General features: G+C 70.2%; 24 protein-coding genes. 19 read left to right on the top strand and 5 right to left on the bottom strand.

Annotated elements, in window-relative coordinates:
• Positions 1 to 88: 88 nt before the first annotated feature.
• From ACWY4P_RS37315 to ACWY4P_RS37305, 3 genes are all read left to right on the top strand, one after another.
• Positions 89 to 712, top strand: coding sequence for a TetR/AcrR family transcriptional regulator (locus ACWY4P_RS37315; RefSeq protein WP_456204971.1), 624 nt, complete (start codon positions 89 to 91; stop codon positions 710 to 712).
• Between the two features lie 458 nt (positions 713 to 1,170).
• Positions 1,171 to 1,908, top strand: a complete 738-nt coding sequence (locus ACWY4P_RS37310; RefSeq protein WP_456204970.1) for an IPT/TIG domain-containing protein — start codon at positions 1,171 to 1,173, stop codon at positions 1,906 to 1,908.
• Between the two features lie 162 nt (positions 1,909 to 2,070).
• The gene (locus ACWY4P_RS37305; RefSeq protein ID WP_456204969.1) at positions 2,071 to 3,657 is read left to right on the top strand and encodes a beta strand repeat-containing protein; all 1,587 of its coding nucleotides are present in this window, start codon (positions 2,071 to 2,073) and stop codon (positions 3,655 to 3,657) included.
• A gap of 79 nt (positions 3,658 to 3,736) precedes the next feature.
• Here the strand turns inward: ACWY4P_RS37305 and ACWY4P_RS37300 are convergent, their stop codons facing one another.
• On the bottom strand, positions 3,737 to 5,092 hold the full coding sequence (locus ACWY4P_RS37300) for an alpha/beta hydrolase (protein ID WP_456204968.1): 1,356 nt from the start codon (positions 5,090 to 5,092) through the stop codon (positions 3,737 to 3,739).
• A 167-nt stretch (positions 5,093 to 5,259) separates the two neighbouring features.
• Here ACWY4P_RS37300 and ACWY4P_RS37295 point away from each other — a divergent pair, with 167 nt between their 5' ends.
• Genes ACWY4P_RS37295 through ACWY4P_RS37285 form a run of 3 tightly spaced genes read left to right on the top strand, consistent with a single transcriptional unit; the run spans position 5,260 to position 6,561 of the window.
• Positions 5,260 to 5,979 (top strand): DUF4232 domain-containing protein, encoded by a 720-nt coding sequence (locus tag ACWY4P_RS37295; RefSeq protein WP_456204967.1) that lies wholly within the window; start codon positions 5,260 to 5,262, stop codon positions 5,977 to 5,979.
• Between the two features lie 43 nt (positions 5,980 to 6,022).
• Positions 6,023 to 6,295 carry a type II toxin-antitoxin system Phd/YefM family antitoxin gene (locus ACWY4P_RS37290; protein ID WP_456204966.1) on the top strand — a complete coding sequence of 91 codons (273 nt, stop codon included), beginning with the start codon at positions 6,023 to 6,025 and terminating at the stop codon, positions 6,293 to 6,295.
• Positions 6,292 to 6,561: a type II toxin-antitoxin system RelE family toxin gene (locus tag ACWY4P_RS37285; RefSeq protein WP_456204965.1), complete on the top strand. Its 270-nt coding sequence runs from the start codon at positions 6,292 to 6,294 to the stop codon at positions 6,559 to 6,561. The genes ACWY4P_RS37290 and ACWY4P_RS37285 overlap by 4 nt, the downstream gene beginning before the upstream one ends.
• 522 nt (positions 6,562 to 7,083) lie before the next feature.
• Here ACWY4P_RS37285 and ACWY4P_RS37280 read toward each other — a convergent pair.
• A complete protein-coding gene (locus ACWY4P_RS37280; protein ID WP_456204964.1) occupies positions 7,084 to 7,689 on the bottom strand; it encodes a TetR/AcrR family transcriptional regulator in 606 nt (201 codons plus the stop codon).
• A 77-nt stretch (positions 7,690 to 7,766) separates the two neighbouring features.
• On the opposite strand from ACWY4P_RS37280, the gene ACWY4P_RS37275 reads away from it, so the two are divergent.
• From ACWY4P_RS37275 to ACWY4P_RS37265, 3 genes are all read left to right on the top strand, one after another.
• Positions 7,767 to 8,417 carry an NAD(P)-dependent oxidoreductase gene (locus ACWY4P_RS37275; protein WP_456204963.1) on the top strand — a complete coding sequence of 217 codons (651 nt, stop codon included), beginning with the start codon at positions 7,767 to 7,769 and terminating at the stop codon, positions 8,415 to 8,417.
• A 97-nt stretch (positions 8,418 to 8,514) separates the two neighbouring features.
• Positions 8,515 to 9,276, top strand: a complete 762-nt coding sequence (locus tag ACWY4P_RS37270; RefSeq protein ID WP_456204962.1) for an SGNH/GDSL hydrolase family protein — start codon at positions 8,515 to 8,517, stop codon at positions 9,274 to 9,276.
• 12 nt (positions 9,277 to 9,288) lie between these two features.
• Positions 9,289 to 10,122 (top strand): hypothetical protein, encoded by an 834-nt coding sequence (locus tag ACWY4P_RS37265; protein ID WP_456204961.1) that lies wholly within the window; start codon positions 9,289 to 9,291, stop codon positions 10,120 to 10,122.
• Between the two features lie 9 nt (positions 10,123 to 10,131).
• On the opposite strand, the gene ACWY4P_RS37260 is transcribed toward ACWY4P_RS37265, so the two are convergent.
• From ACWY4P_RS37260 to ACWY4P_RS37250, 3 genes are all read right to left on the bottom strand, one after another.
• Entirely contained in the window at positions 10,132 to 10,662 is a 531-nt protein-coding gene (locus ACWY4P_RS37260; RefSeq protein WP_456204960.1) for a DUF3515 family protein, read from the bottom strand.
• A gap of 12 nt (positions 10,663 to 10,674) precedes the next feature.
• On the bottom strand, positions 10,675 to 10,965 hold the full coding sequence (locus tag ACWY4P_RS37255) for a hypothetical protein (protein WP_456204959.1): 291 nt from the start codon (positions 10,963 to 10,965) through the stop codon (positions 10,675 to 10,677).
• A 282-nt stretch (positions 10,966 to 11,247) separates the two neighbouring features.
• Positions 11,248 to 11,463: a DUF6011 domain-containing protein gene (locus ACWY4P_RS37250; protein WP_456204958.1), complete on the bottom strand. Its 216-nt coding sequence runs from the start codon at positions 11,461 to 11,463 to the stop codon at positions 11,248 to 11,250.
• A gap of 112 nt (positions 11,464 to 11,575) precedes the next feature.
• Here ACWY4P_RS37250 and ACWY4P_RS37245 point away from each other — a divergent pair, with 112 nt between their 5' ends.
• The 10 genes from ACWY4P_RS37245 to ACWY4P_RS37200 all read left to right on the top strand — a co-directional run bounded on the left by ACWY4P_RS37245 (position 11,576) and on the right by ACWY4P_RS37200 (position 26,310).
• Positions 11,576 to 11,965 carry a VOC family protein gene (locus ACWY4P_RS37245; protein ID WP_456204957.1) on the top strand — a complete coding sequence of 130 codons (390 nt, stop codon included), beginning with the start codon at positions 11,576 to 11,578 and terminating at the stop codon, positions 11,963 to 11,965.
• A gap of 154 nt (positions 11,966 to 12,119) precedes the next feature.
• Positions 12,120 to 12,980, top strand: a complete 861-nt coding sequence (locus ACWY4P_RS37240) for a hypothetical protein (RefSeq protein WP_456204956.1) — start codon at positions 12,120 to 12,122, stop codon at positions 12,978 to 12,980.
• Positions 12,981 to 13,620: 640 nt separating this feature from the next.
• On the top strand, positions 13,621 to 14,784 hold the full coding sequence (locus ACWY4P_RS37235; RefSeq protein WP_456204955.1) for a mandelate racemase/muconate lactonizing enzyme family protein: 1,164 nt from the start codon (positions 13,621 to 13,623) through the stop codon (positions 14,782 to 14,784).
• A gap of 76 nt (positions 14,785 to 14,860) precedes the next feature.
• Positions 14,861 to 15,898: a zinc-dependent alcohol dehydrogenase gene (locus tag ACWY4P_RS37230; RefSeq protein ID WP_456204954.1), complete on the top strand. Its 1,038-nt coding sequence runs from the start codon at positions 14,861 to 14,863 to the stop codon at positions 15,896 to 15,898.
• A gap of 202 nt (positions 15,899 to 16,100) precedes the next feature.
• The gene (locus ACWY4P_RS37225) at positions 16,101 to 17,099 is read left to right on the top strand and encodes a hypothetical protein (RefSeq protein ID WP_456204953.1); all 999 of its coding nucleotides are present in this window, start codon (positions 16,101 to 16,103) and stop codon (positions 17,097 to 17,099) included.
• Positions 17,100 to 17,135: 36 nt separating this feature from the next.
• Entirely contained in the window at positions 17,136 to 18,251 is a 1,116-nt protein-coding gene (gene chvE, locus ACWY4P_RS37220) for a multiple monosaccharide ABC transporter substrate-binding protein (protein ID WP_456204952.1), read from the top strand.
• A gap of 17 nt (positions 18,252 to 18,268) precedes the next feature.
• Positions 18,269 to 19,831, top strand: coding sequence for a multiple monosaccharide ABC transporter ATP-binding protein (gene mmsA / locus ACWY4P_RS37215; RefSeq protein ID WP_456204951.1), 1,563 nt, complete (start codon positions 18,269 to 18,271; stop codon positions 19,829 to 19,831).
• On the top strand, positions 19,828 to 21,060 hold the full coding sequence (gene mmsB / locus ACWY4P_RS37210; RefSeq protein ID WP_456204950.1) for a multiple monosaccharide ABC transporter permease: 1,233 nt from the start codon (positions 19,828 to 19,830) through the stop codon (positions 21,058 to 21,060). The genes mmsA and mmsB overlap by 4 nt, the downstream gene beginning before the upstream one ends.
• Positions 21,061 to 21,094: 34 nt before the next feature.
• On the top strand, positions 21,095 to 22,252 hold the full coding sequence (locus tag ACWY4P_RS37205; protein ID WP_456204949.1) for an aldose epimerase family protein: 1,158 nt from the start codon (positions 21,095 to 21,097) through the stop codon (positions 22,250 to 22,252).
• Positions 22,253 to 22,317: 65 nt separating this feature from the next.
• Positions 22,318 to 26,310, top strand: a complete 3,993-nt coding sequence (locus ACWY4P_RS37200) for a trypsin-like peptidase domain-containing protein (protein WP_456204948.1) — start codon at positions 22,318 to 22,320, stop codon at positions 26,308 to 26,310.
• Positions 26,311 to 26,335: the final 25 nt, after the last annotated feature.

Genomic DNA, 26,335 nt, shown 5'->3' with positions numbered 1-26,335 from the left:
CCTCGCGGTGCGGGGGATGCCGTACGGTCGGCGAGCGGCGAACGAGTGTTTCAGTCGGCGAGCGGGAAGCGGGAAGGCAGGCACGGCGATGGCCGAACGGGCGCGGAGCGGCGGGGACGGCGGCGCCAGACGCGGGGCGCGCGGCGAGGAGCGGCGCGCCGAGATCGTCCGCCGCGCGCTCGAGGTGATCGCCGAGCGCGGCTACCGGGGCGCCACTCTGGGCGCGGTCGCCGAGCGCGTCGGCCTGACCCAGCAGGGTCTGCTGCACTACTTCCCCACCAAGGAGGCGCTGCTCGTCGCGGTGCTCGCGGAGCGCGACCAGTGGGACACCGGCTCCGCGCGGCGCGGTGATTCGGCCGCCTGGCCGCTGGATCTGCTCGCCTCGCTGGTGGAGTACAACGCCATGCGGCCGGGCATCGTGCAGACCTTCTCCGCCCTCCTCGGCGAGAGCGTCACCGACGACCACCCGGCCCGCGAGTTCTTCACCCGGCGCTACGAGCGGGTGCGCGCCGACATGGCGGCCACCCTGCGCGGCGAGTTCGGCGACCGGCTGCCCGGCGGCCTCCGGCCCGAGGAGGCCGCGCCGCTGCTGGTCGCGGTGCTGGACGGGCTTCAGTACCAGTGGCTGCACGACCCGGAGGCGGTGGACATGCCCGCCGCCTTCCGGTCCTTCCTCACCCTGCTGGGGCAGCCGGCACCGCCGCGCGACTGACGGAGCAGGCCGCAGAGCCCGCCTCTGCCCGCTCCCCGTGCTCGCCCTCCCGGAAACGCCGCACCAGAATTCAGCGGTCGGTGTCCAGCCCGGTGAAGGGAAAACCGGCACACATCGAGGCACTCCGGCGCGGAATTCCTCCTCGCGTTGCTTTTACATACAGTCATATTCACTCCCAGCGGCATCACGCACGCTCTTCTCACCTGATCGAACATTCCGTTCAATCGATCCAGAGAGGCAGCCACCTCGCAGAGCTACCGGCTGCGAGCCACGGCCCGCGAGTCCCGATCTGCCGGCTACGGGGCCGCCATCCCCTCTCGACCAGCGGCTTCCCATCCCCCGGCGCAGGCCCGCCTGCACGGATCCGATACGGCCTTTCCGCGATCCATGGCAGCGGAGACCGCAATCACCTTCCGAATCCGAGGGATACGCCGCACACCACAAAAGGAGCCCCCCCCATGGCAACACTCAATCCGACCCAGGGCCCATCAGCAGGCGGGAACTCGGTCGTCATCACCGGTACCAACTTCACCGGCGCGACGAGCGTGAAATTCGGCACCAAGTCCGCCTCCTTCACCGTCAACTCCGCCACCCAGATCACCGCCACCGCCCCCTCGGGCAACGGCGTCGTGGGCGTGACGGTGACCACGCCCGGCGGCACCACCAGCCCCGTCAACTACTTCTACGTCCCCCAGCCGATCAAGACCGCCCTCAGCAACACCTCGGGACCGCTGACCGGGGCGACCACCACCATCTCCGGCGCCAATCTGAGCACCGCCTCATCGGTGACCTTCGGCGCCGTCGGCTCGGCCACCCCCACCGTCGTCAACGACAGCACCCTCAACGTCACGGCGCCGACCTCCGCCACCGCCCAGACCGTGCCGGTCACCGTCACCACCAAGGGCGGCTCCACCAACGGGCTGTTCTTCACCTACGAGGACGCGCCCACGACCACCAGCATCACCCCGGGGACCGGTCCGGAGGCCGGCGGGACCGCCAGCACCATCGTCGGCACCGGCCTCAGCGAGACGACCAGCGTGACCTACGGCGCCACCTCGGCCGCCTTCGTGGTGAACAGCGACACCCAGCTCATCGCCTACGCCCCGGCCGGCACCGGGACGGTCGCCGTCAATGTGACCACCCCCGGCGGCACCGACTCCACGCAGAACTTCGTCTACGCGGCCCCGCCCGGATGATCCACCGCTCAGGGGCGGGAGACGGCCACGGCCGTCTCCCGCCCCTCGCCGCGCGCCGTACCACCGCCCCGCCACCATCCGTCCCCGGCCCGCCCCACCCGGCACACCGCGGTCCTGACACACATCCACGCCCCCGGAAACGGAGACGAGAAAGGCGCAGCCGTGCCCTCCACCCCCACCGCCCAACCCTCCACCGCACCACCCGCCACCACCGCTGACGCCGATACGAAGACCGCCACCCCCACCCCGCAGGCCGCCGCTGCACCGCCCGTGGTGACCGGGGTGAGTCCGGGCAGCGGGCCGGCGGGGACGTCGGTGGTCATCAGCGGCAGTGGCTTCACCGGCGCCACCCAGGTCAGGTTCGGCACCGCCCTGTCCTCCTTCAGCGTCGTCTCCGACACACAGATCACCGCGACCGTTCCGGCGAACAGCGGCACCGTCCGGATCACCGTCACCACGCCGAACGGCACCAGCACCCAGGCCGTCAACTTCACCTACACCGCGGCGCCGGCGCCGACCCTCAGCGGTCTCAGTCCGACCTCCGGGCCGACCGGCGGCGGCAACTCCGTCGTCCTCACCGGCACCGGCTTCACGGGCGCCACCCAGGTGCTGTTCGGCGCCACCGCCGCCCCCTCCTTCACCGTCAACTCCGCCACCCAGATCACCGCCACCGCCCCGCCCGGCACCGGCAGCGTGCAGGTGAAGGTCACCACGCCCAACGGCACGAGCAACGGCCTCACGTACACCTACCTCGCCGCCCCGGCCATCACCTCCCTGAGCCCGACCTCGGGGCCGCAGGCCGGCGGCAATACGGTCACCATCACCGGGACCAACCTGGCCACCACCACATCCGTCCACTTCGGCGCCGCCGCGGCCGGCTTCACGGTGCTCTCGCCCACCCAGGTGTCCGCGGTCGCCCCGCCCGGAACCGGCACGGTCAACGTCAACGTCACGACCCCCGGCGGCACCAGCAACAACCTCTCCTACACCTACAGCGCCATCCCCACGGTCACCGCGGTCAGCCCCGCGCAGGGGCCGACGGGCGGCGGCAACTCCGTCGTCATCACCGGCACCGGCTTCACCGGCGCCACCCAGGTGCTGTTCGGCGCCGCCGCCGCCCCCTCCTTCACCGTCAACTCCGCCACCCAGATCACCGCCACCGCCCCGCCCGGCGCCCCCGGAGCCTCCCCGGTGAACGTGGTCACCCCGGGCGGCACCAGCAGCTCGGGCGTCTTCTACTTCTACGTGTCGCCGCCCGCCCTGACCTCGCTCGACCCCGCGAGCGGACCGACGGGCGGGGCCAACACGGTGGTCATCAACGGCTTCAACCTCACCCTCACCAGCGCGGTGCACGTCGGTGCCGCCTCGGTCACCTTCACCGTCCTCAACGACAACCAGGTCAGCTTCCCGGCGCCGGCCGGCAGCGGGACCGTCAATGTGAACGTCACCACCCCCGGCGGGACCAGCAACAACCTCGTCTACACCTACGCCCCGGCCCCCGCCATCACCACCCTCAACCCCAACCTGGGCCCGGAGATCGGCGGCACGTCGGTGACCGTCACCGGGACCAACCTCACCACCACCTCGTCCGTCCACTTCAACGCCGTCTCGGCCGCGTACACGGTGCTCTCCGACACTCAGCTGGTCGCGGTCTCCCCGCCCGGCACCGGCTCGGCCAACGTCAACGTCACGGCCACGGGCGGCACCAGCAACAACCTGACCTTCACCTACGTGCCCCCGCCGGGGTAAGCCGACGCCCTGTGCCGCGCCACGGACGGCAGCCACGGACGGCAGCCACGGGCGGCACAGGAGTCGTCGTCACCCGCGCTCAGTCGATGAACCGCACGTCCGGGTGGTCCGGCGACGGCCCGTCCAGCAGCGGCCGGTGCAGCCCGCGCAGATGCCGGTCGAAGAACGCCGTGAGGTAGGCCCGCCGACTCGCCGCGAAGCGGGTCGGGTTCACGCTGCCGATCATCTGCTTCTGGAACCCCTCGGGCAGCGTGAGGCGTTCGGCGAGGGCGGGGAGGACGATCTCGTAGTCGGTGAACGAGTTGTGCTCGGCCGTCTGCGTCCACAGGTCGCGCTTCCAGCCCGTGGAGTTGCGCCACAGCGCCCGCCAGGAGGGCGAGTGCTCATGGGTGTGCGGCTGCCGCCCCGACGTGGTGTCCAGCCACGCCCCCATGAGCAGAAACGGCCGGTCCAGCCCGCTGTGCGCGACCGGCAGCAGCAGATCGGGGTCGGTCCAGTCGTAACCCAGCGGCCCGTCCAGGTTCACCCCGGCCCGGATCCGCCGGTCCAGCCGCATGGCCTCGGCCGTCGTCATGCCCCCGAGCGAGTGCCCGAACATCCCGACCCGCGCCATGTCCAGCGCCGCGCCGAGCCCGCTGGGCAGCCGTCGCCGCCCGGCGTCGGGGTTGCCACCGCGCGCGAGCACCTCCAGCCGGTCCAGCACGAACCGGACATCGGCCACCCGCACCTCCAGCACCGCCTTGTTGCGGTCGACGATCGGCTCGATCTTGCCGATCTCCGCGGACGCCTCGGCGACCCTCCCGTCGGGGAACTCCACCGCGTGCGCCTCGTAGGTCGGGTCGACCGTCACCACGACATAGCCCTGGCCGGCCAGCTCCACCACCGCGCCGGTGTCCAGCGTGCGCTCGTTGTACATCCCGGGCGAATACAGCACCACGGGCCTGCGCCCCAGCCCACGCGCCACGCCCGCCCCCTCGCGGGCGTGCGTGGTGAAGCCGGCCCAGTCGATGGCCCCGCCCTCGACCTTCAGGATCCGCGCGGCCCCCGCCCCGAACACCTCGGCCGCACCCGGCCGCATATACGGCACCCGCGCCCCGTCCGCCTCCCGCTGCGCCGGGTACCACACACTCACCATGAGCTCCCGGTCCCCAGGCCCCCACCGCTCCTTCCGCCCCCGGTCCACCAGGTGCAGCTCAACCATCCCGACCGGGTACGGACCGGTGGGCGCGGGCAACTCGACCCGTATGGCGTCCCCCTCGCGCGCCTGCTCCGTGCCGCCCGTGCGGCCCTTGTCGCCCTTGCCGCCGTTGCCGGAGGACACCGCGCCGGAAGCGAGGGAAGCGGACGCGAGGGTCACGGCGGCCCCCGTGGCGGCGAGGCCGCCGAGTAGTTGACGCCGTGAGAGCCGGGACACGGCGGAAGTCATCAATCGCATGCCCCGACTCTGGCCCGGCACCGGCTCCCCGCCCCACTGCCGATCGCCAGGGAAGCATCTGACTTTCGTCGGGGTACCCGGGATATACGGGATACGCGGGTACACGGGATACGAGTCGAACTCATGGCCGACCGTGCAAGGATGCCGCCATGACGACACATGGCCGCATGAACGAGAGACCGACGGACCCGGACCCGGTCAGACCCCGCAGCTCAACTCCCGGTCGTGTGGTCGCACTTGGCTGCGCGGCGGGCCTGCTCGGCCTCCTCACCGCCTGCGGCACCAAGCCCGCCTCCGAGACGGCCGCGGCACCCGTCCCGCCTCCCGCCCCGTCCGTCGCCCCCATCGACCCCAGCAAACGCCCCTACGGCGACCTGTCGAGCCCCACCCCCGCCGCACCGCCCACCTGCCCGGAGTCCGGTGTGTACGTCCGGGCCGAAGAGCCGAGCGCCGCCATGGGCCTGCGCGCCATGACTCTGGAGCTGGTCAACTGCGGCAAGCGCACCTACACGCTGCGCGGCTATCCGACCATCCGCGTCCTGGACGAGGACGGAAAGGCACTGGACATCCGCGTCAGCCACGGCTCCGCGGGCATCGCCACCCTCGACAACTTCGACGCCGCGCCCCGGCAGGTGACGCTGCGGCCCAAGGAGACGGCGGTGGCGGGCCTGGTGTGGCGGAACACCGTGACCGACGCGACGACCCCGGCCGTCAACGGCAGCCAGGTGGAGATCACTCCGGCCGCGGGACGCCCCGCGCAGACCGTGACCGCCCTGCTCGACCTCGGCAACACCGGCAAGCTTGGCGTCAGCCCCTGGTCCACCCCGGAGAAGACCTCCACGAAGACACCCACCCCCCGCCAGAGCGCCCGGACCGCCACGCGGTAAGCAGGCACTCACGCGCGTACACACAGACGCGTACACTGAGTGCATGACCGAGAACACCGTGACCGTACGAGAAGCCCGCACACACCTTGCGGACCACATCAACCGGGCCGAGCAGGGCACCCCGACGGTGATCACTCGCAACGGCGTTCCGGTGGCCGCCGTGGTTCCGATCGCGGACTTCGAGGCACTGGAAGAGGCAGCCGACGTGATGTTGGCCAGAGAGGCGGAAGCGGTGTTGGCCGAGGGCGGCCCCACCGTGACAATGGCCGAGTTGCTGGCGGACCTGTTCACCGAGCACAGCGAAGACGCGGCGTGAAGTACGCGTTCCGGTTCACCGCGGCGGCACAGCGACAGCTCCGAGCCATCAGTCGGCCCGATGCCATGCGCATCCTGACCGCGCTGACGGCCCTCGGCGACGACCCGTACCGCGAGGACGCCGACATCAAGAAGCTCACCGGCCCGTCGGGTCTCTACCGGCTCCGGGTCGGCAATTACCGGATCGCCTACCAGATCGATGACGGCGAACTCGTCATTCTCGTCGTCAAGGTGGGCAATCGGCGCGACGTCTACCGCAACCTGTGAGGCACAGGCCGCCCAGGCCCTCACAGGCCCCGGTCGGCCCCGGCCCTGCCGGATGGCCCTGATCCGCCGATCCAGACGGTCACGCTCGCCTCGGAGCTCGATGTGGTCACGGAGGGCCGTCTCCTCGTCCCGCTGCCGGTCCAGGGCCTCCGCGATCACGGGCAGGCTCAGGCCAAGGCCCCGCAACAGGAGGATGGGTCGACGACGACTTCGCCGCCCTCGCGGACCGGCTCGCGCGGGGAGGGTGGCCAACGCGCGTCGACCACCCTCCCCGCTCAGTCCCAGCCGCTCAGCCGCCCGACGCTCAGTCGCCGTCGAGCTCGATGTCGATGCCCATGTCCTCCAGAGCGTCTTCCAGCTCGTCGAGCACCTCGTGGACCTCGTCCTCCTGGTCATCGGACACGGTGGTGGTCCGCCTTTCGTCAAAGAAACGCACACGGGCCCCGCGGCTGCGAGACCGCCCGCATCATACGCAAGGCCGTTCGACGACAGCGCAGTTGGCGCGCCCCCCGAGGCGCGGTCTCACCCGACCGCCGCCCACACCGTACGGGCCACGGCCGCGGCGAACTCCTCCACCGGCTGCACGGCCTCCTCGCCCGAGAAGTGCAGAAAGAACGCCCGCTGAAAGCAGGCGCCGAGCAGCAGCGCCGCAGCGGCGCGCGGATCGGCGTCGGCTCGGATCCGCCCGCGGTCGCGCTCCCGCCGCAGATGGCCGGTCAGCGCGTCGAGCACCATGTGCGGGCCCCTGCCGATCTGCTGAATGCCCTCCCGGTGGCGGTTGAGCAGGGCCGGCTCGGCGAAGAGAGAGGCCGCCATCGGCATGGCGTCGGCGTAGAAGAGCGAGGCGTGGCGGGCGATCTCCGCCAGGCACTCCTCGGGGGTGCGCTCCCCCGGCTCGCCGGTGAGCGCGGCGAGGAGCGGGCCGGCGTTGGGGGAGCGCTCCGTGAGCACCCGTACGAACAGCTCTTCCTTGTTCGCGAAGTGCTTGTAGAGCGCGGCCTCCGAGCAGCCCGCCTCGCGGGCGATGGCCTTGGTCGTGGCGTTGGCCAGTCCGATGGTGCGCATCAGCTTCTCGGCGGCGTCCAGCAGACGCTCCGGGGTGGGCCGACTTGACTTCGGGGTGAGCATTCACTCACCCTACCGGAAGCAGGGGTGAGTGAGCACTCACCCACCCCCCTACGTCCCGCCACACCCAGGGAGCTCCCATGAAACTCACCGTCTTCGGCGCCACCGGCCGCATCGGCCGCCAGGTCGTCCAGCAGGCCCTCGACTCAGGCCACGAGGTGACCGCGGTGGTGCGCGACCCCGCGCGGCTGCCCGTCCCCGCCCATCCACGGCTCCAGGTCGTCACCGTCCCCTCCCTCACCCACCACGAGCCGCTGCTCCCCGCCGTGACCGGCCGGGACGCGGTGATCTCCGCCGTGGGCCCGACGAGCAACGCGCAGGCGAAGACCACACACATCGCCGGCACCGCCCTGCGCGCGATCACCGCGGCCATGGACCGGACGGGGGTCCGCCGGCTGTCCGCCGTCAGCGCCGCCCCGGTCGGCCCCGTGGCCGAGGGCGAGGGCCCGCTCACCCGCGCCGTGGTCTTCCCGCTGCTGCGCAGGGTGCTACGCGACACCTACGCGGACCTGGCGGCCATGGAGGAGGCGATCAGCGCGAGCGGCACGGAATGGACCGTCGTACGACCGCCCAAGCTGACGGACAAGCCCCGCACCGGCGCCTACCGGCGCGTCGTCGGCGGCAACGTCCCGGGCGGCATGACCATCAGCCGGGCCGACGTGGCGGACGCGCTGCTGACCTGCCTCGACGACCCGGCCACCGTGGGCCGGGCAGTGGGGATCGCCACCTAAGAAACCGGCCGGAACCGCACCGGCCGCCCACCCGCACCACACCTGCCACGCCCCACCGTCCAGGCCCTCCGGCCCGGACCACCGGAAGGAAAACCGCGTGACCACCCAGCACACCGGCACCACCCAGGTCGTATGCCTGGGCGACAGCCTCACCAGCGCCCAGGTCAGCGTGGACTACATCCAGATACTCAAAGAGCGCACCGCCGGACAGCCCTACGCCTTCACCAACGCGGGCGCGAACGGCGACCTCGCCTACAACGCCCTACAGCGCCTCGACCCCGTCGTCGCCCAGCGGCCGGACGTCGTCATCGTGCTGATCGGCACCAACGACGCCAACGCGAGCCTCAGCGAGAAGAACCTCCGCATGTACACCAGGATGAAGAAGCTGCCGACCCGGCCGACGATCGACTGGTACCGGCAGAACCTCACCACCATCGCCCACCGGCTGACCGAGGAGACCCACGCCCGGGTCGCCCTCGCGTCGCTGCCGGCGCTGGGCCAGGAGCCGGGCTCGGCGCCGATGCTGCGGGCCGGCGAGTTCAGCGAGGTGGTCAGGGAGACGGCCGCCGCCTGCGGCACCGCGTACCTGCCGCTCCACGAACGACAGGCCGGCCACCTCAGGGCGGGTGGCCACACCCCCCGCATCGCCTTCCGAGACGGCAGAGCGCTGTCCAGCCGGGCCGCGATGCAACACTTCATGCTGGGCAGGTCCTTCGACAGCATCGCCCGGCGGCGCGGCCTGGAGCTGACGACAGACTTCATCCACCAGAACAGCCGCGGAGCCGCGATGATCGCGGACGTGATCGAGGAGTTCCTCCGCGCCGCCAACACCCCTCCGGCCGCCCGTGCCAACGGCTGACATGATGAAACCGTGTCGAACATCTTCACCGACGCCATCCGGGTCTACGCCCGCCCCGGTGACCGCATCACCGGCGTCGAGGCGCAGTGGATCACCTGGATGCTGCTCGGCCGCGGCGGTTCGTACCACGTCCCGGTCCTGACCCGGTGCGGGCCGGAAGGGCGCTACGTCGACGTCCAGTACGGCTCGGGCAAGAGCCCCGACATCGTGAACTTCTGCCAGGACCACGCCCCGTACCTCTACGGCGCCATCTGGGGCCGGCACCACAACGAGGGCAGCGATCAGGACGTGATCTGGCAGGACGACGTCAACGACGGCCCGCACCGGTACTGCCGCTACGGGTTCGACGAAGTACGCGTGACGGCCACCGGCGACCGCCCGCCCGTTGCCCCCGAAGCACCCTGGCAGCGCCATCCCGACGGCTCGTGGCGGCTGTCCGTCAACGGCAGCTACCGCACCGGCAACTGCCGCGACGCCGAGGTCGGCCCCATGGCCACCCCCACGAGCCCGCTGCCCGACCCGCCGCCGACGGCCCTGGCCACCCCCACCACCCCGAACGACTGGGGCGAGGCCCTCACCGCCATCGCCCCCGCCTGGCTCGCCCCGCTCGCCGACGACCACCCGGCGGCCACGCACATCGAGTACCGCTGGCGGGGCCGCGTCGTCCACCGCGCCCGCGAGGACGACGACTGGGACGGCCCCTCCTGGCAGCACCGCTGCGCCGACGACTGGGACAACTGCCTGGACCCCGGCTTCCTCCGCTTCACCGGCGCGACCGATCTCCTCGCGCCCGACGAGGTCTACGAGCGCGACCGCGAGGAATGGGAGAAACGCCCCTCGCGCTGACGGCGGCGCTCAGCCCCCGTAAGGCGTGCTGCTCGCCCCGTACGGCACATCGTCCGCAGACAGGCACTTCCCCCGCTGCTGCCGGATCGGCTTCACCGCCTTGCTCAACTCCACCAGGACACCGTCGATCTCGGCGACCCGGTCGGAGACCGAGACCTCCACCGCCGGGTCCCGGCCGTAGGTGATGAGGACCTTCCGGCCACTGTGGAGCTTCGCCTCCTCGATCACCCAGTCCACATCGTTGACCTTCACGCACGTGTCGACCGTCGGAAGGGGCGGGCGCATCCCGCAGCGCAGTATCACCGCCCGGTCACCCCACACGGCGACCCCGGGCGCCCCGCCATGAGCGCGCTCCCGCCCGACCAGGCTTGACGGATAGCCCTTCGCGATCCGCTCGCACTCCGGCGCGTCGCCCCTCGGCGCCGCCTCCACACCGTACGCGGGCGAGCTCACCACGCGCACCACGACCACCCCGGCGACAACCAGCCCGGCGGCGGCCACGCCGACAGTGACCCGCGCCTTGCGAGAAAGACGGCCCATCGTCAGAAACCCTCACTTCCACTGGACAACAAAGGTTCGCGGCCAACCGAGGGTGTACAGGCTCGCGTCGACGGCGACCGTACGCGACCGCGACAACGCCGGCAGCAGCATCCGCACCCCCGTCAACACGACGATCGCGGACAGCGGGAAGACCAACTCATCCGGAAACAGAAAGGCGGCCCGAGCCCAGGCTCCCCCGTCTGCCGCGAACGCCCAGAGAAAGTTCGTGACCTCGCCCACCGCCCAGGAGGCAAGGGTGACGATCGCCGCGTAGGAAACGGCACGGTGCCAGGGAGTGATCACGGCATGCTCCTCAGACCCGTCGGTGGGCTAATGACCAGCCTTCTGGATCATCGTCCCACCAGCGCCTCAGTGTTCAGCCATCAGGTCCGGCAGGACCGCCCCGAGCGCCCCGAGCAGCGCGCCGGCACACATGTCGCGCAGTTCGGTGCGCGAGAACGACTGGTTCGTCAGCACGGCCCTCGAACTCGCCCTGCCCCCGCCGCACTTCTTGCGGTCGCCCGCCGACGAACGCGCGAGGGCAGCCCGGCCCGCCGCCGGATAGGCCCTACCACACCACTCGCATCAGACCCCCGGCAGCGTGTCCTGCTCGACATCATGCGCGGGCGGCTTCGGCGCACTCCGCACCGCCAGCTTGGCCCGGCACTCATCCCCGAGCCCCCACAAGCGCGCCTCACGCCCACGCAAGGGCCGCCCGCACATACGGCAGGTGACACGGCGACGCGGGGTGAGGGGCTCCTCAGCGAGGCCGGGCAGTGCGGTGGGGTCATCGGCGGTCATGACTCTGGTGTACCAGGCCCGCTCCCCCGGGAACCCCTCACCTGCACTCTATACGCAGTACAATGTACTGTGTATAGAGAAAAGCCTCCCGTGCGAACCTGAAGGAGTGCCCGTGAAGGTCACCTCTTGCGCCGTGTCCCTCAACGTCGACGACGTCCCCGCCTCCAGCGCCTTCCTTGTCGAACACTTCGGCTTCCACGAGGAAATGGCCGCCGACGGCTTCGCGTCCCTGACCCGCGACGACCTCGGCATGAACGTCATCTTCGTGCGCCGCGGGGTGGAGACCCTGCCCGCCGACCAGCGCGACGAGCACGCCGCCGGCCTGATCGTCGCCCTCGTCGTCGACGACCTCGAAGGCGAGCTGGCCCGCCTGCGCGCCGAGGGCGTCGCGATCACCATGCCGCTGACCGAGGAGGAGTGGGGCGAACGCGCCTTCCAGGTCCGCGACCCCAACGGCGTCATCATCCAGCTGGTCGACTGGAACGGGCCCACCGGCCACTGAGGCAGACGAGCACCGCTCAACCAGAGCCGGAGCGGGGACAGCGCGCAACTGGGATACTTCGACGACCGAATCAGAGCAGCCCGGTCGGCAACCAGAGCCCACATCCTCGCACCATGACGCGTCCAGCCTCGCGTTCAGTTGGGACACAGCACCCATGAGTCACAGTCAGCCCCCGCCGGGACCGTACGGCCAGAGCAGCGGTGCCGGTCCAGGACAGCAGGGCTATGAGTACCCGCAAGCCGCCACACCCTCCAGCCAGCCGGGGTATCCCTCCTTCCCGCCGCATCAGAACCACCCACAGCAGTTCGCCTACCCGCCGGCTTCGGTGCTGCCCACCCCACCGGCCCCTCCTCAGGTCGGTGACACCAAGCGGAAGAACATCGGCATAGCGGCCGGCGTGCTGATCGTTGTCGGCGCGATCGTCGGCGGCTTGGTCCTGTTCGGCGGAGACGAAGACGACACTGAAACCGTCGCCGACGACGGAAAGCGCTACAAGCTCACAGCGCCGGACACCGTACTTGGCGAGTACAAGAGTTGGGGTGACGCACCCCAGGAGCACGGCTTGGCCGATGGGGAGATGGCTCTGCTCGGTATCTCTAACGGGAAGAGCATCAACAACAACTGGTCGACCGTCGACGTGACCAACCCCGAGTCGGACTTCGATAACGCGAAGAGCATCGTCTTCACCGGCTTCTACGGCGACGTGGGCGATCCGGAGAAGTCCGTGGACGCGTACTTCGACATCATGGGGCGAGGAGCCGGACTCTCCGAACTTGCCGGCAGCAAGGAGACGCGGTCACCGAAAGGGTTCAAGAACGGGATCATGAAGTGTCAGTACCGGAAGGCCGACGCTGAGCCCGGCCAGCCGGGCACCACTCCCCTGTGCATCTGGGGCGACCACAGCACGGTCGCCGCAGTGATTCCGGTCGACGCGACGAAGGAGAAGCTGTCTCTTGAAGAAGGCGCCAGGATCGCGGCCGACTTGCGGAAAGAGCTCCGCGTAGAGATCAAGTAGCCGGCAAGGCCGGCCCCGTAGCCCTCGGTCCGCGCCATCGGTCACCCTTCCCGAACCGGCGTCGCCGTCGCCCACACGGCATCGATGCTCTGCAGCGGCGCGCCGGTACCGCATACATCAGTGGCCGCCCTGTGGCTCCTCGCAGCCGCCTTCCAGATGCACCCCGTGCACATCGGCCTCGACCGCCGACTCACCGACCGTCCCCTACGCGCAGACGTCGGCGAGCGAGACGGCGTACCCGCGCCCGGGTAGGAGCCGTACGCGCTCACGTCCCCCGTCGAGTATGCGTGGTTCTCGTCGTAGCGGGGGCCAGGTCGCTACGCCGCGAGCACCGCCGCGACGGCCCCCGCTCTCAACGATCTCGGCGTCACGGTGGTCCCCCCACAGCTCTGAACGCGGCCAAGCGCACCTTGCGGAGCGCAGGGCCCCCGGGGACCTGCTCCGATATCCGTTCGACAACAAACCTGTCGACCACCCACCCGAGCCGCGACACAAACGTGAAAATCATTCGACAACCATTCGACGCATGGCCATTGACACCCCTTACGCCCGGTGACTACCGTCACGCCAGGATTTCGAACGTGTGACGAAATATCGAACGCCACACTACGCACCACCACTCGCGAAAGGGCATACCGCCTTGCGCATCACCGGAATCAGCACGCATGTCGTCGGCACCCCCTGGCGCAACCTGACCTACGTGCAGGTCCACACCGACGAGGGCATCACGGGCGTCGGCGAGACCCGCATGCTCGGCCACACCGACGCGCTGCTCGGCTATCTCCGTGAGGCCGAGGCCAACCACATCGCCGGATCCGACCCCTTCGCCGTCGAGGACCTCGTACGGCGGATGAAGTACGGCGACTACGGCCGAGCGGGCGAGATCGTGATGTCGGGGATCGCCTGCGTCGAGATGGCCTGCTGGGACATCAAGGGCAAGGCCCTCGGTGTGCCCGTCTGGCAGCTGCTCGGCGGCAAGGTGACCGACAAGGTCAAGGCGTACGCGAACGGCTGGTACACGGTCGAGCGCACGCCGGAGGCCTTCCACAAGGCGGCCACCACGGTCGTCGAGCGCGGCTACCAGGCGCTCAAGCTGGACCCCTTCGGCACCGGCCACTTCGAGCTCGACCACGCCGAGACGCTGCACTCGCTCTCCCTCGTCGAGGCCGTGCGCGACGCGATCGGGCCGGAGGCCGAGCTGCTGGTCGAGATGCACGGGCGGTTCAGCCCGGCGACGGCCGTCCGCCTGGCCAAGGAGCTGGAGCGGTTCCAGCCGTCCTGGCTGGAGGAGCCGGTGCCGCCGGAGAACCTGAAGGCGCTCGCGAAGGTCGCGGAGAAGACGCACCTCCCGATCGCGACGGGCGAGCGCATCCACGACCGGATCGAGTTCCGCGAGCTGTTCGAGTCGCAGGCCGCCGACATCATCCAGCCCGACCTCGGCCACATCGGCGGCATCAACGAGATGCGCAAGCTGGCCGCGACCGCCGAGACGCACTACGTGCTGGTCGCGCCGCACAACGTGGGCGGGTCCGTGCTGACGGCGGCCAGCCTCCAGCTCGCCGGCTGCACCCCCAACTTCAAGATCCTCGAGCACTTCAACGACTTCGCCGACTCGGAGATCAAGAAGGTGGTCAAGAACGCGCCGCAGGTCGTGGACGGCTACTTCGAGCTCTCCCACGCCCCCGGCCTCGGCGTCGAGCTGGACACCGACGCGGCCGCCGAGTTCCCGCAGCAGCAGGCCCGCTTCGACCTGTGGGCCGAGGGCTGGGAGAAGCGGGACCCGTCGGGCACCGGGAACAAGTGAGTAGGGATATCCCCGGGACAGCCCCCGACGGGGGCAGGCCAGGAGGGGAGCAGAGGTGAGCGGCACAGGAGCAGAAGTGAGCAGCGGCACAGAAGACGCCCTCGTACTCGACAGGCCGGGCAGCCACCGGCTGGAGACCCGTGCCGTGGCCGAGCCCGGGCCCGGGGACGCGCGGGTACGGGTGCACGCCTCCGGGATCTGCGGCAGCGACCGCGAGATCTACCAGGGGAACCGGCCCGAGGGGTACGTCCGCTACCCGGTCACCCCCGGCCACGAGTGGTCGGGCACGGTCGAGGCCGTCGGGGCCGGGGTGCCGGCCGCGCTGGTCGGCCGGAAGGTGGTCGGCGAGGGGTTCCGCAACTGCCAGGTGTGCGACCGCTGCCACGCCGGGGACACCACGCTGTGCACCGCGGGGTACGAGGAGACCGGCTTCACCCAGCCGGGCGCGATGGCCACCACCCTCACCCTCCCCGCCCGCCTGCTGCACCCGCTCGCCGACGACGCCGACCTCTCCGCCGCCGCGCTGCTGGAGCCCGCCGCCTGTGTGGCGGCCGCCGCGCTCAAGGCGAACGCCCGGCCGGGCGAGCGGGTCGCGGTGGTCGGCACCGGCACCCTCGGCATGATCGCGGTCCAGTTCCTGGCCGCGGCCTCCCCCGCCGAGCTGCTGGTGGTCGGCACCCGCCGGGACCGGGAGGAGCTGTCGCTGTCCTTCGGCGCGACGAGGTTCCGTACGCGGGACGCGCTGCCCGAGGCCGAGGCCGGGACGTACGACATCGTTATCGAGACCGCGGGCTCCGCCTCCGCGGCCCGGGACTCCGCCGCGCTGCTGCGGCGCGGCGGGCGGCTCGTGCTCACCGGCATCCCGGCGGCGGGCGCGGACGGTCTGGACCCCACCGACCTGGTGGTGCGCCAGATCGAGGTGCAGACGGTCTTCGGGGCCCCGCCCGCCGCGTGGGCGCACGCCGTGCGGGTCTTCGACGCCGGGCTGCTGTCCCTGCTGCCGCTGGTCACCCACGAGCTGCCGCTCACCGACTTCGGCACCGCGATCGACCTGGTCGGCAGCGGCGATCCGAAGGTCGGCAAGGTCCTGCTGCGCCCGCAGGCCCTCCCGTAGCCGCGCGTCGGTACGGGCCGCCCTGACACGGCCCGTACCGACGTGCACCCAATGGACCGAATGTCGTTCGAAATGCCGGACAAAACCAGGCATCGGACAACCCCCCGCACCACGCACAGCACCACCCGCCCCGGACGACGACGTGCCGGGCAGCACAGCAGCCGGACGCCGAAACACCGGCCATCACTCCACAGGGAGCACCGTGACCGCCGCCTCAGCCACCACCTCCGGCCCCCGCCGCCCCGCCGACGCGGCCCTCGCGTCGCTCGGCCACTCCGCACCCGCCGCCGACCCCGCCGACACCTCCCCGCACTCCTTCCCGGACGGCGGCACCTGGCGCACCGAGATCCCCTCCGTGGAGGGGCCCGAGGCGCTGGCCACCGTGTTCAAGGAGGCCGGCCGCCTCGATGTGCCGATCCACCGGATCAGCCAGGGCAGCGGCGTCTGGATGCTCACCGACTCCGAGATCACCGAGATGGTCGAGTCCTGCGCGGAGCGCAACGCCGAGCTGTGCCTGTTCACCGGCCCGCGCGGCACCTGGGACATCGGCGCCGCCACCCGCACCGACTCCGGCGGCGGCGGCCTGCGCGCCCGCGGCCATGACGCGGTCGCGGGCTGCGTCGAGGACGCGCTGCGCGCCGCCTCCCTGGGCGTCAAGTGTCTGCTGGTCGCGGACGAGGGCGTGCTGTGGCTGCTGCACCAGCTGCGCGAGCGCGGCGAGCTGCCGGCCGACACCACCTTCAAGCTGTCCGCGCTGGTCGGCCCGGTCAACCCGGCCTCGTTCGCGGTGTACGAGCAGCTCGGCGCCGACTCCATCAACATCCCGTCGGACCTGACGCTCGAGCACCTCACCGAGATCCGCCGGGTCTCCGGCGCCCCGATGGACTTCTATGTGGAGGCCCCCGACGACCTCGGCGGCTTTGTCCGCATCTACGACGCCGCCGAGCTGATCCGGCGCGGCGCCCCCATCTACCTGAAGTTCGGGCTCAGCAAGTCCCCCGGCATCTACCCGTACGGCGCCCAGCTGCGCGATCTCGCGCTGAACAGCGCCCGTGAGCGGGTACGCCGCGGCCGGCTCGTGCTCGACCTGCTCGCCCGGCTGGGCGCGGACGGCGGGATGTCCCCGCTGGGGTCCCGGCTGCCCGGCCCGCTGCGGCGCTTTTCCGCAGCGCAGGCACAGCCCGCGCGCCAAGAATCCTGAGCCACGGACGTACAAGGGAAGGACGACCCGATGATCATGCGCAAGGCAAGAGCGGTACGAGCCTTGGCGGCGCTCGCCGCCCTGCTCACGCTCTCGCTCACCGCCACCGCCTGCGGCCAGGAGGCGGTCGGCGGCAGCCGCTACAAAGGCGGCAACAACAACACGATCGGCATCTCGATGCCGACCAAGTCGTCCGCGCGGTGGATCGCCGACGGCAAGAACATGGTCAAGCAGTTCCAGGCGGCGGGCTACAAGACGGACCTCCAGTACGGCGAGGACGACGTACGCGCCCAGGTGGCCCAGCTCGAGAACATGGTCACCAAGCAGTACAAGTTGCTGGTGATCGCGCCCATCGACGGGACCGCGCTGACCGACGTGCTAAAGAGCGCCCATGACGCGAACATACCGGTGATCTCCTACGACCGGCTGCTCCTGGGCTCCAAGTACGTCGACTACTACGCGACCTTCGACAACTTCAAGGTCGGCGTGCTCCAGGCCACGTATCTCGTGAACAAGCTCGGGCTGCCCAAGGACAAGGGGGGCAAGAAGGGCCCGTTCAACATCGAGCTGTTCGCCGGCTCCTCGGACGACAACAACACCCGGTACTTCTTCAACGGCGCGATGAGCGTGCTCAAGCCGTACCTCGATGACGGGCGGCTCGTCGTCCGCAGCAAGCAGACGAAGCTCAACCAGCTGTACACGGCGAAGTGGAGCGCCAGCGCCGCCCAGAACCGCATGGAGGACCTGCTCAACGCGGCGTACAGCAACGCCGACATCAACGCCGTGCTCTCGCCGTACGACGGCATGTCCATCGGCATCCTGTCCGCGCTGCGCGGCGTCGGCTACGGCACGAAGGACAAGCCCTACCCGGCCGTGTCCGGGCAGGACGCCGAGCTCCCCTCCGTGAAGTCCATCATCCGCGGCGAGCAGACGCAGACCGTCTACAAGGACACCCGCAAGCTCGCCAAGGCCACCGTCCAGATGGCCACCGCGAAGCTGACCGGCGGCAAGCCCCAGGTCAACGACACCAAGTCGTACAACAACGGCAAGAAGACCGTGCCGGCCTATCTGCTCAACCCGGTCAGCATCGACAAGTCCAACACCCAGCTCCTCGTAAAAGAGGGCTACTACACCGCCGGCCAGCTGAAGTAGGGATGGAGGCCGGGAACATGAACCACATTCTCGAAATGCGCTCCATCACCAAGACCTTTCCCGGGGTCAAGGCGCTGTCCGACGTCAACCTCCGCATCCGCGAGGGCGAGATCCACGCCATCTGCGGGGAGAACGGCGCCGGGAAGTCGACCCTCATGAAGGTGCTCAGCGGGGTCTATCCGCACGGCAGCTACGAAGGGGAGATCCAGTTCCAGGGGGAGGTGTGCGCGTTCAAGGACATCAAGGCCAGCGAGCAGCGCGGCATCGTCATCATCCACCAGGAACTGGCCCTGATCCCGTACCTGTCCATCGCCGAGAACATCTTCCTCGGCAACGAACACGCCAAGGGCGGCCTGATCAGCTGGAACGAGACCCTCAAGCACGCCACCGCGCTGCTCAAGCGGGTCGGTCTTGCGGAGTCCCCGCAGACGCGGGTCGCCGACATCGGGGTGGGCAAGCAGCAGCTCGTGGAGATCGCCAAGGCCCTCTCCAAGGAGGTGAAGCTGCTGATCCTGGACGAGCCGACCGCGGCCCTCAACGACGAGGACAGCGGCAAACTCCTCGATCTGCTCATGGAGTTCAAAGCCCAGGGCATCTCCTGCATCATCATCTCGCACAAGCTGAACGAGATCCGCAGGGTCGCCGACTCCGTCACCATCCTGCGCGACGGCCAGACCATCGAGACCATGGTCGTCCGCGAGACGCCGGAGTCGGAGCCGCAGGTCTCCGAGGACCGCATCATCCGCGGGATGGTCGGCCGGGACCTCGACAACCGCTTCCCCGAGCGCACCGCGTACGAGGGTGACGACGCCTCCGAGGTGGCCATGGCCATCGAGGACTGGACCGTACGCCACCCCATCGACCAGCAGCGCAACGTCGTGGACGGGGTGTCGCTGAACGTGCGGCGCGGCGAGATCGTGGGCATCGCCGGCCTCATGGGCGCGGGCCGCACGGAGCTGGCGATGAGCGTCTTCGGACGCACCTACGGCCGGTACACCGGCGGCCGGGTCTACCGCGACGGCAAGGAGGTCCGTACCCGCACCGTCCCGGAGGCGATCGAGCACGGCATCGCCTATGTCACCGAGGACCGCAAGCACTACGGGCTCAACCTCGAGGACACCATCAGCCGGAACATCTCACTCTCCTCGCTTGCCAAGGTGGCGCGCCGCGGCGTGGTCAACGAGCACGAGGAGTCGCGGGTGGCCGAGCGGTTCCGGAAGACGATGAACATCAAGGCCCCCACGGTCTTCGAGTATGTGGGCAAGCTCAGCGGCGGCAATCAGCAGAAGGTCGTCCTCAGCAAGTGGATCCATGTGGGTCCCGAGGTGCTCATCCTCGACGAGCCCACCCGTGGCATCGACGTCGGGGCCAAGTACGAGATCTACACGGTCATCAACGACCTGGCGGCCCAGGGCAAGGCCGTCGTCTTCATCTCCTCGGAGCTGGGCGAGTTGCTGGGGATGTGCGACCGGATTTACACGATGGCGGCTGGGCGGCTGACCGGGGAGGTCCCGCGGGCCGAGGCGACTCAGGAGGTTCTGATGCGCCACATGACCAGGGACAGAGGAGACGAAGGATGAGCACGGCGACCCAGGACATCAAGAACCCGGCACCACCGCCGGCCGACGGCTCCCCGAACATCGGGACGCTGCTGGTGCAGAGCCTGCGGGCCAATGTGCGCCAGTACGGGATGCTGGTGGCGCTCGCGCTGATCATCGTCATCTTCCAGATATGGTCCGACAACATCCTGCTGCGGCCGCTCAACGTCACCAACCTGGTGCAGCAGAACGGCTACATCCTGATCCTCGCGATCGGCATGATGATCGTGATCATCGCCGGGCATATCGATCTGTCGGTCGGATCGCTGGTCGCGTTCGTCGGCGCCTTCGCGGGCGTGTTGATGGTCAACCACGATGTGCCCTGGCCACTCGCGGTGATCCTCTGTCTGCTGGTCGGCGCGGTGGCCGGGGCGTGGCAGGGCTTCTGGATCGCGTACGTCGGGATCCCGTCCTTCATCGTCACGCTGGCCGGCATGCTGGTCTTCCGCGGCGGCACCCAGATCCTGCTGGACGGGCAGTCCCTGTCGCCCTTCCCGGAGGGTTTCCGGAAGATCAGCATCGGCTTCATCCCGGAGATGGGCCCGTACACGCAGTACCACAACCCCACCATGGTCATCGGCCTCGCGGTGTGCGCGGCGGCCGTCTGGCAGGAGTGGCGGGGCCGGCAGCAGCGTGCGGCGTATGAGCTGGACGTGATGCCGCTCGGCCTCTTCTACGCCAAGTGCGCCGCGATCGTGGCCGCGGTGATGGCCTTCGCCATGACCCTCTCCAGCTGGCACGGCGCGCCGGTGGGGCTGCTGATCCTGGCGGGCCTGCTGGTGATCTTCAGCTTTGTGATGCGCAACACCGTCGTCGGACGGCATGTGTACGCCCTCGGCGGCAACCAGCCGGCGGCCAAGCTGTCGGGTGTCCGCGACAAGCGCGTCACCTTCATGGTGTTCGTCAACATGGGCCTGCTGGCCGCACTCGCCGGTCTGGTCTTCACCGCCCGGCTGGGCTCCGCCACCCCGAGCGCGGGCCTCAACTTCGAGCTGGAGGCCATCGCCGCCGCGTTCATCGGTGGCGCCTCGGCCAGCGGCGGCGTCGGCACCGTACTGGGCGCGATCATCGGTGGTCTGGTGCTCGGTGTGCTCAACAACGGCATGTCGCTGGTGGGCATCGGGACCGAGTACCAGCAGGTGATCAAGGGCCTGGTGCTGCTCGCCGCGGTGGGCTTCGACATCTGGAACAAGCGCAGGGTCGGTTCATAGGTCCGTCTCCCCACTACTACTGATGGAGCCGCACATGACCACGAGCAGACGCACACTGATGACGGCGGCGGCCGCCGGGCTGGCGGCCACGGCCGTCGGTACGAGCACGGGCACGGCTTACGCGAAGGGCGGCGGACGCGCGGTGAAGGAACACTTCGGGACGCTGGCGGACGGCACCCGCGTCGATCGCTGGACGATCGAGAACGGCCGCACCCGGCTGTCCGTGCTGACCTACGGCGGCATCGTCCAGTCCCTGGAGATCCCCGACCGGCACGGCCGCCCCGCCAACGTCTCGCTCGGCTTCGCCGACCTGGACTCGTATGTCGCCGGCAGCCCGTACTTCGGCGCCCTGATCGGCCGCTACGGCAACCGCATCGCGGCCGGCAAGTTCAGCCTCGACGGCCACGCCTACCAACTCCCCGTCAACGACGGCCCCAACAGCCTGCACGGCGGGGACAAGGGCTTCGACAAGCGGGTCTGGTCCATCGAGCCGTTCGAGGGCGGCGGAAACGTCGGCCTGACCCTGCGCCGGGTCAGCCCCGACGGCGAGATGGGCTACCCCGGGAAGCTGACGATCCGGGTCGACTACACCCTCACGTCGGCAGGCGACTGGCGCATCGACTACGAGGCCACGACCGACAAGCCCACGGTCGTCAACCTCACCAACCACACCTACTACAACCTGGGCGGGGAGGGTACCGGCTCCATCTACGACCACCGCCTGGAGATCGCCGCCTCCCGCTACACCCCGGTCAACAAGACCCTCATCCCGACCGGCGAGCTGGCGAAGGTGGCCGGCACGCCCTTCGACTTCCGTCGGTCGAAGACGATCGGCCGGGACATCCGGGAGGCGCACCAGCAGGTGCTGTACGGGCAGGGGATCGACCACAACTTCGTCCTGGACAAGGGCATCACGAGCCGTCCCGAACACATCGTGACGGTCAGCGAGCCGGAGTCGGGCCGGGTGATGCGGATCGCGACCACCGAGCCGGGTGTGCAGTTCTACACCGGCAACTTCCTGGTCGGCACGCTGGCGGGCACGTCGGGGCACGTCTACCGGCAGGGCGACGGCTTCTGCCTGGAGACCCAGCACTTCCCCGACTCGCCCAACCAGCCCAGCTTCCCGTCCACGGTGCTGCGGCCGGGGCAGACGTACCGGTCGACGACGGTGCACTCGTTCTCGACGCGCTGAGCGCGTCTTTCGCTCCCTCCCACCCCGCGCGATGGCCTTAGAGTGCGGGGCGGGAGGGAGTTCGCATGCGGGGTCTGGACCCTGACCGGGTCGCGGAGGTCATCGTCACCTATGAAACGGACGATGGCGGATGCAAGGGCAAACGCGGATCGGGGTACCTGATCACCGACCGTACGGTGCTCACCGCCGCGCATGTGGTGGCGGACGCGGCCACCATCCAGCTCAGGTTCCGCGCCGACCAGGAGGGCGCGTGGAGCGCGGACGGGGTCGTCGTGTTCACGGCCCCGCGCATCGATATCGCGGTGGTGTCCCTCATGGACACCCCGGACCTGCCTCCCGTCCCAACGGTCACCTTCGGCAGACTGGTGGACGCCGACGGCGAACTCCCCTGCTCGATGATGGGTTTCCCACGCTTCAAGCTCCGCGAGGACGCACCCGGATCGGGCTCGGGCTCGCGTTTCCGGGACGCCCACCACCAGCAGGGCACCATCTCCCCTTGGTCCAACAGTCGCCAGAAGACCCTCTCCATCCGGGTCGACGCCCCCGCCCCGGACCCCGCCCCCGAGGTGTCCCCTTGGGAGGCGATGTCGGGCGCGGCGGTGTGGAGCGAGGGCCATCTCATCGGTGTCGTCATCGAGCATCACGCCTCCGAGGGCCTGGGACGGCTCACGGCCTCACGCGTGGACCGCTGGCACGACACGCTGAGCGAGGCGGAGTCGGCCCAACTCGCCCTCTTCACCGGCTTCCCCGCGCGGCGGGAGGGGCTGCGGGACGTCTGCGTGCCCGCTGGGCGCGCGGCGCGGCGGGAGGAAGCGGTACGGGCCCTGCTGAGCGCCGAGCGCACGGACTCCGATGTCCAGCCCTACCGCTTCCTCGATGCCGACGCTCCCGGTCTGGAACGGGTCTACGTCCACCAGCGGGTCGTGGAACACACCGAGACGGTGGCCCCGGAGCCCGTCCCCGCCGAGGAAATCCTGGACCGCCACCGGCATGTGCTGATCGAGGGCGAGGCGGGCGCGGGCAAGTCGACGTTCACGCAGCGGGTGGCGCGGCAGCGCGCGGAGGCGCCCGGGGCGCGGGAACACGCCGTACGCATCCCCGCCGTCGACCTGACCCACGGTGCTCCGCTGCCTGCCCTGCTGCGCACGTCGGTACAGCGGCGGCTCGGGGGCCATCTGGGTGCCGAACTCCCCCGCGACCTCTTCGAGTCCGGCGGCACGAATTGGCTCCTGTTGGTCGACGGCCTGGACGAGATCGTGGACACGGCGGCGCGGCGCCGCGTGATCTCCATCGTGGCGGCCAACGTGTCGGGGCCGTACCGCTGGGTGGTCACCACCCGCTTCCTGCCCGCGCACGAGCTGTCCCCCTTGCGCGACGCGGGCCTCGCCTCGTACGCCCTCGCGCCCTTCGACGAGTCCCAGCTCCGCGAACTGGCCCGCCGCTGGCTGGACGGGGAATCTGAGCGGGCCGAGGCTTTCCTGCGGGAGGTCGAGCGCAGCGGGCTACGGCAGTTGGTACGTACGCCCCTGGTCGCGGCGATCACCCTGTCGATCTTCCGCCGAGCGCCGGAAGCCGGGCTTCCGACTGGACGGCCCGGCCTGTACCAGGAATGCGTCGGCTACCTGCTCAGCGGTCGTCCAGGGGAGGAAGAACGGCGGGCCGGGCTGCTGCGGGCCGTGGCTCAGGCGGGCGGCTCACGGCGACTCGCGGAGTGGCTGTACGGCGCGCGTGTCCCGTTGCTCACCGAGCTCGCCCACAACACGCTGACGGCTGACGCACCGCTGCTGGAGGAGGCGCTGCGGTGGATCGCCCAGCAGGCCGATGAGCCCACGGACTTCCTGCACGGCTGGCGCGAGGTGGTCACCGGTCTGCTGAGCGGCACCGGGTTGTTGTTGTACGAGCGGGGCTCGGGCGAGTTGCACTGGGCTCACCGCAGCTTCGCGGAATACCTGGCCGCCCACGACACGGCGAGTCGGTTGCCCGCCGACTGGCCGGGGGCGGAGCCGCTGCGGGATGGGTTGGTTCGGGATGCGTTGCGGGGAGAGCGGCGGGACTTCGGGGTGCTGGCCATTGCGTGTTGGGCGGGGCGGGCGGGGGCCGATGCGGAGGGGTTGGTGGGGTGGCTGCTGCGGAGCAGTGACGACTACGACCTCTTTGGCATGCACCGGGGGGCCAGCATCGCCGTCGTGGGCTGGGACAGCAGTGTTCCGGACGACCACGCAGCGCTGGCCGGGCGGTTGCTGGCGGAGGGTGTGCGGGTGCCCGATGCCCTCACCACCTCGGTGCTGAACAGGCTGCTCGAGCGGGCCGGTTCCCGCTGGCACGCAGCGGAGTTCTGCGCCCTGATCGCCGCCCAGCCCATGCGCGACGCGGCATACCAGGCCCTGCTGACCATGGCCGACAACGATCGGCTCAGCATCACCGCGCGCTCAGGTGCCGTCGTTGCGCTCGGGCGCATCTTCGGTTTCGAGGCCGCGCTGGCAAAGGCCGAGCGTCTTCTGGCGGCGCGGCAGGTTGAGCCCACAAGTTATGCGTCGCCGAACTCCGGGAGAATCTGGAGCGGTCCGGTCAGTGAAGGACGGATCGCCGCGGCGTACCACCTGCTGGACCTGGGCAGCCGGATCCACGGCCCCGTGCGACGTGTCCTCACCGATGTGTCACTGCGGGCCGGCGACGACCTGGAGCGCGTACTCCTTGGCAACTGCGCCGTCGCACTGGGGGACACGGTATCGCTGCTGCGCCTGCTGGACCTGCCCCCCGACGGTGACCGGCTGCCCAACGCGGACGACATGCGGCTACTGATCACGGCGGGTGCGTATGACACAGCGGACTCCATGACCGACGCGCTCTTCACCGTGGTCGAGCATTGGCCACCCGCTGAGAGCCGCTTGTCGAGGGGCGAGCGGGAGTACTGGCTCGAGGACATCGTCCAGGCTCTGTGTGCCGCTGCCGAAGCGTATTTGTCCGCCGGACGGGATGAGGCGGCCGCGGCTCTCGCACGGCGGATCCTCGGCGCCCCTCTCCCGTCCGGCGAATTGAACGCCACCCCGTACACCGTGCTGGTGCGTACGGGCGTACCGGAGCCGGCCCTCGCCGCACTCGCTCCCGGAAAGGACGGCACCTCACCCCCGCTGTGGGGGCCCTACTGGGCCGACGTCGCCCGCACGCTGTATCGCGAGGGTTATGTCGACGAGGTACGGAACGCCACGGAGGCGCGCCTCGCCCATCCCATCCCATTGGGCGAGGCGGTGGAGATCGCCAAGCACCTCGTATGGGCTGGAGACCCGCGGGGGCTGGATGCGCTGCTGACCATCGCCAACCACTCCGACACTGAGGTCTCAATTGCTCTGCGCGCGGTCCAGGACCTGCTCGGCGGAGAGTTCCACGCGGTGGCGGTCGACACACTCATCTCGCTGTCTCGGCGGCCGGTATCGGGGGGTGCGGGACTGGACATCGCCCGGCTCCTCGCCGGTGCGGGGGTGGAAGACGAGGCCAGCCGCCTCGCGCTGACCCTGGTGCGCGCGTGCATGGACGATCCCGACACCTGGGAGATGGCGGCTCTCACCGAGCCCCTGCGGCTGCTGTCCGCTCTGCGCCCCGAGGAAGGACGGGCCCTGCTGCTCGAAGCGGCCGCCTCCCCCCATCTGCCCAGGCGGGACTTGTTCGATCTGGCCCGGATGCTGGAGCGGTACGGCGAGCGAGGGGCTCTGGAGGATCTGCTCCGGCGGTGGTCAGGTGTGGCCACGCACGACTACGAATTCATGCGGCTCGGCGGCTTCCTGGCACGCTGCGGCAAGAAGGGCGAGGCGGCCGCCGCGTACCGGAAGGTGCTCGCGCTGCGTGCGGGCGACACCGAGCTCCGTAGTCTGTACGGGGTCAGGGAGGCCGTGGACGGGCTGCGCTCTCTCGGCGCTCCCCTCACCCCGGAAGACATCTCCGCGCTCCGGACCGTGTACGCCTCACTCGCGCCGCCCGACACCGCCTTCTCGCGCCGCCGAGACGCCGAGTGGCTGGCCGCCCTGCTCGATCAGCTCACCGAAGGCGTGGACGAAGGGTAAGTCGCCGCCCATCTCCCTCCTGTCC

The sequence above is a fragment of the Streptomyces sp. LZ34 genome, assembly GCF_053890475.1.
The sequence above is the reverse complement of the archived record's forward strand: the minus strand, read 5'-3'. Positions and strand labels throughout refer to the sequence as shown.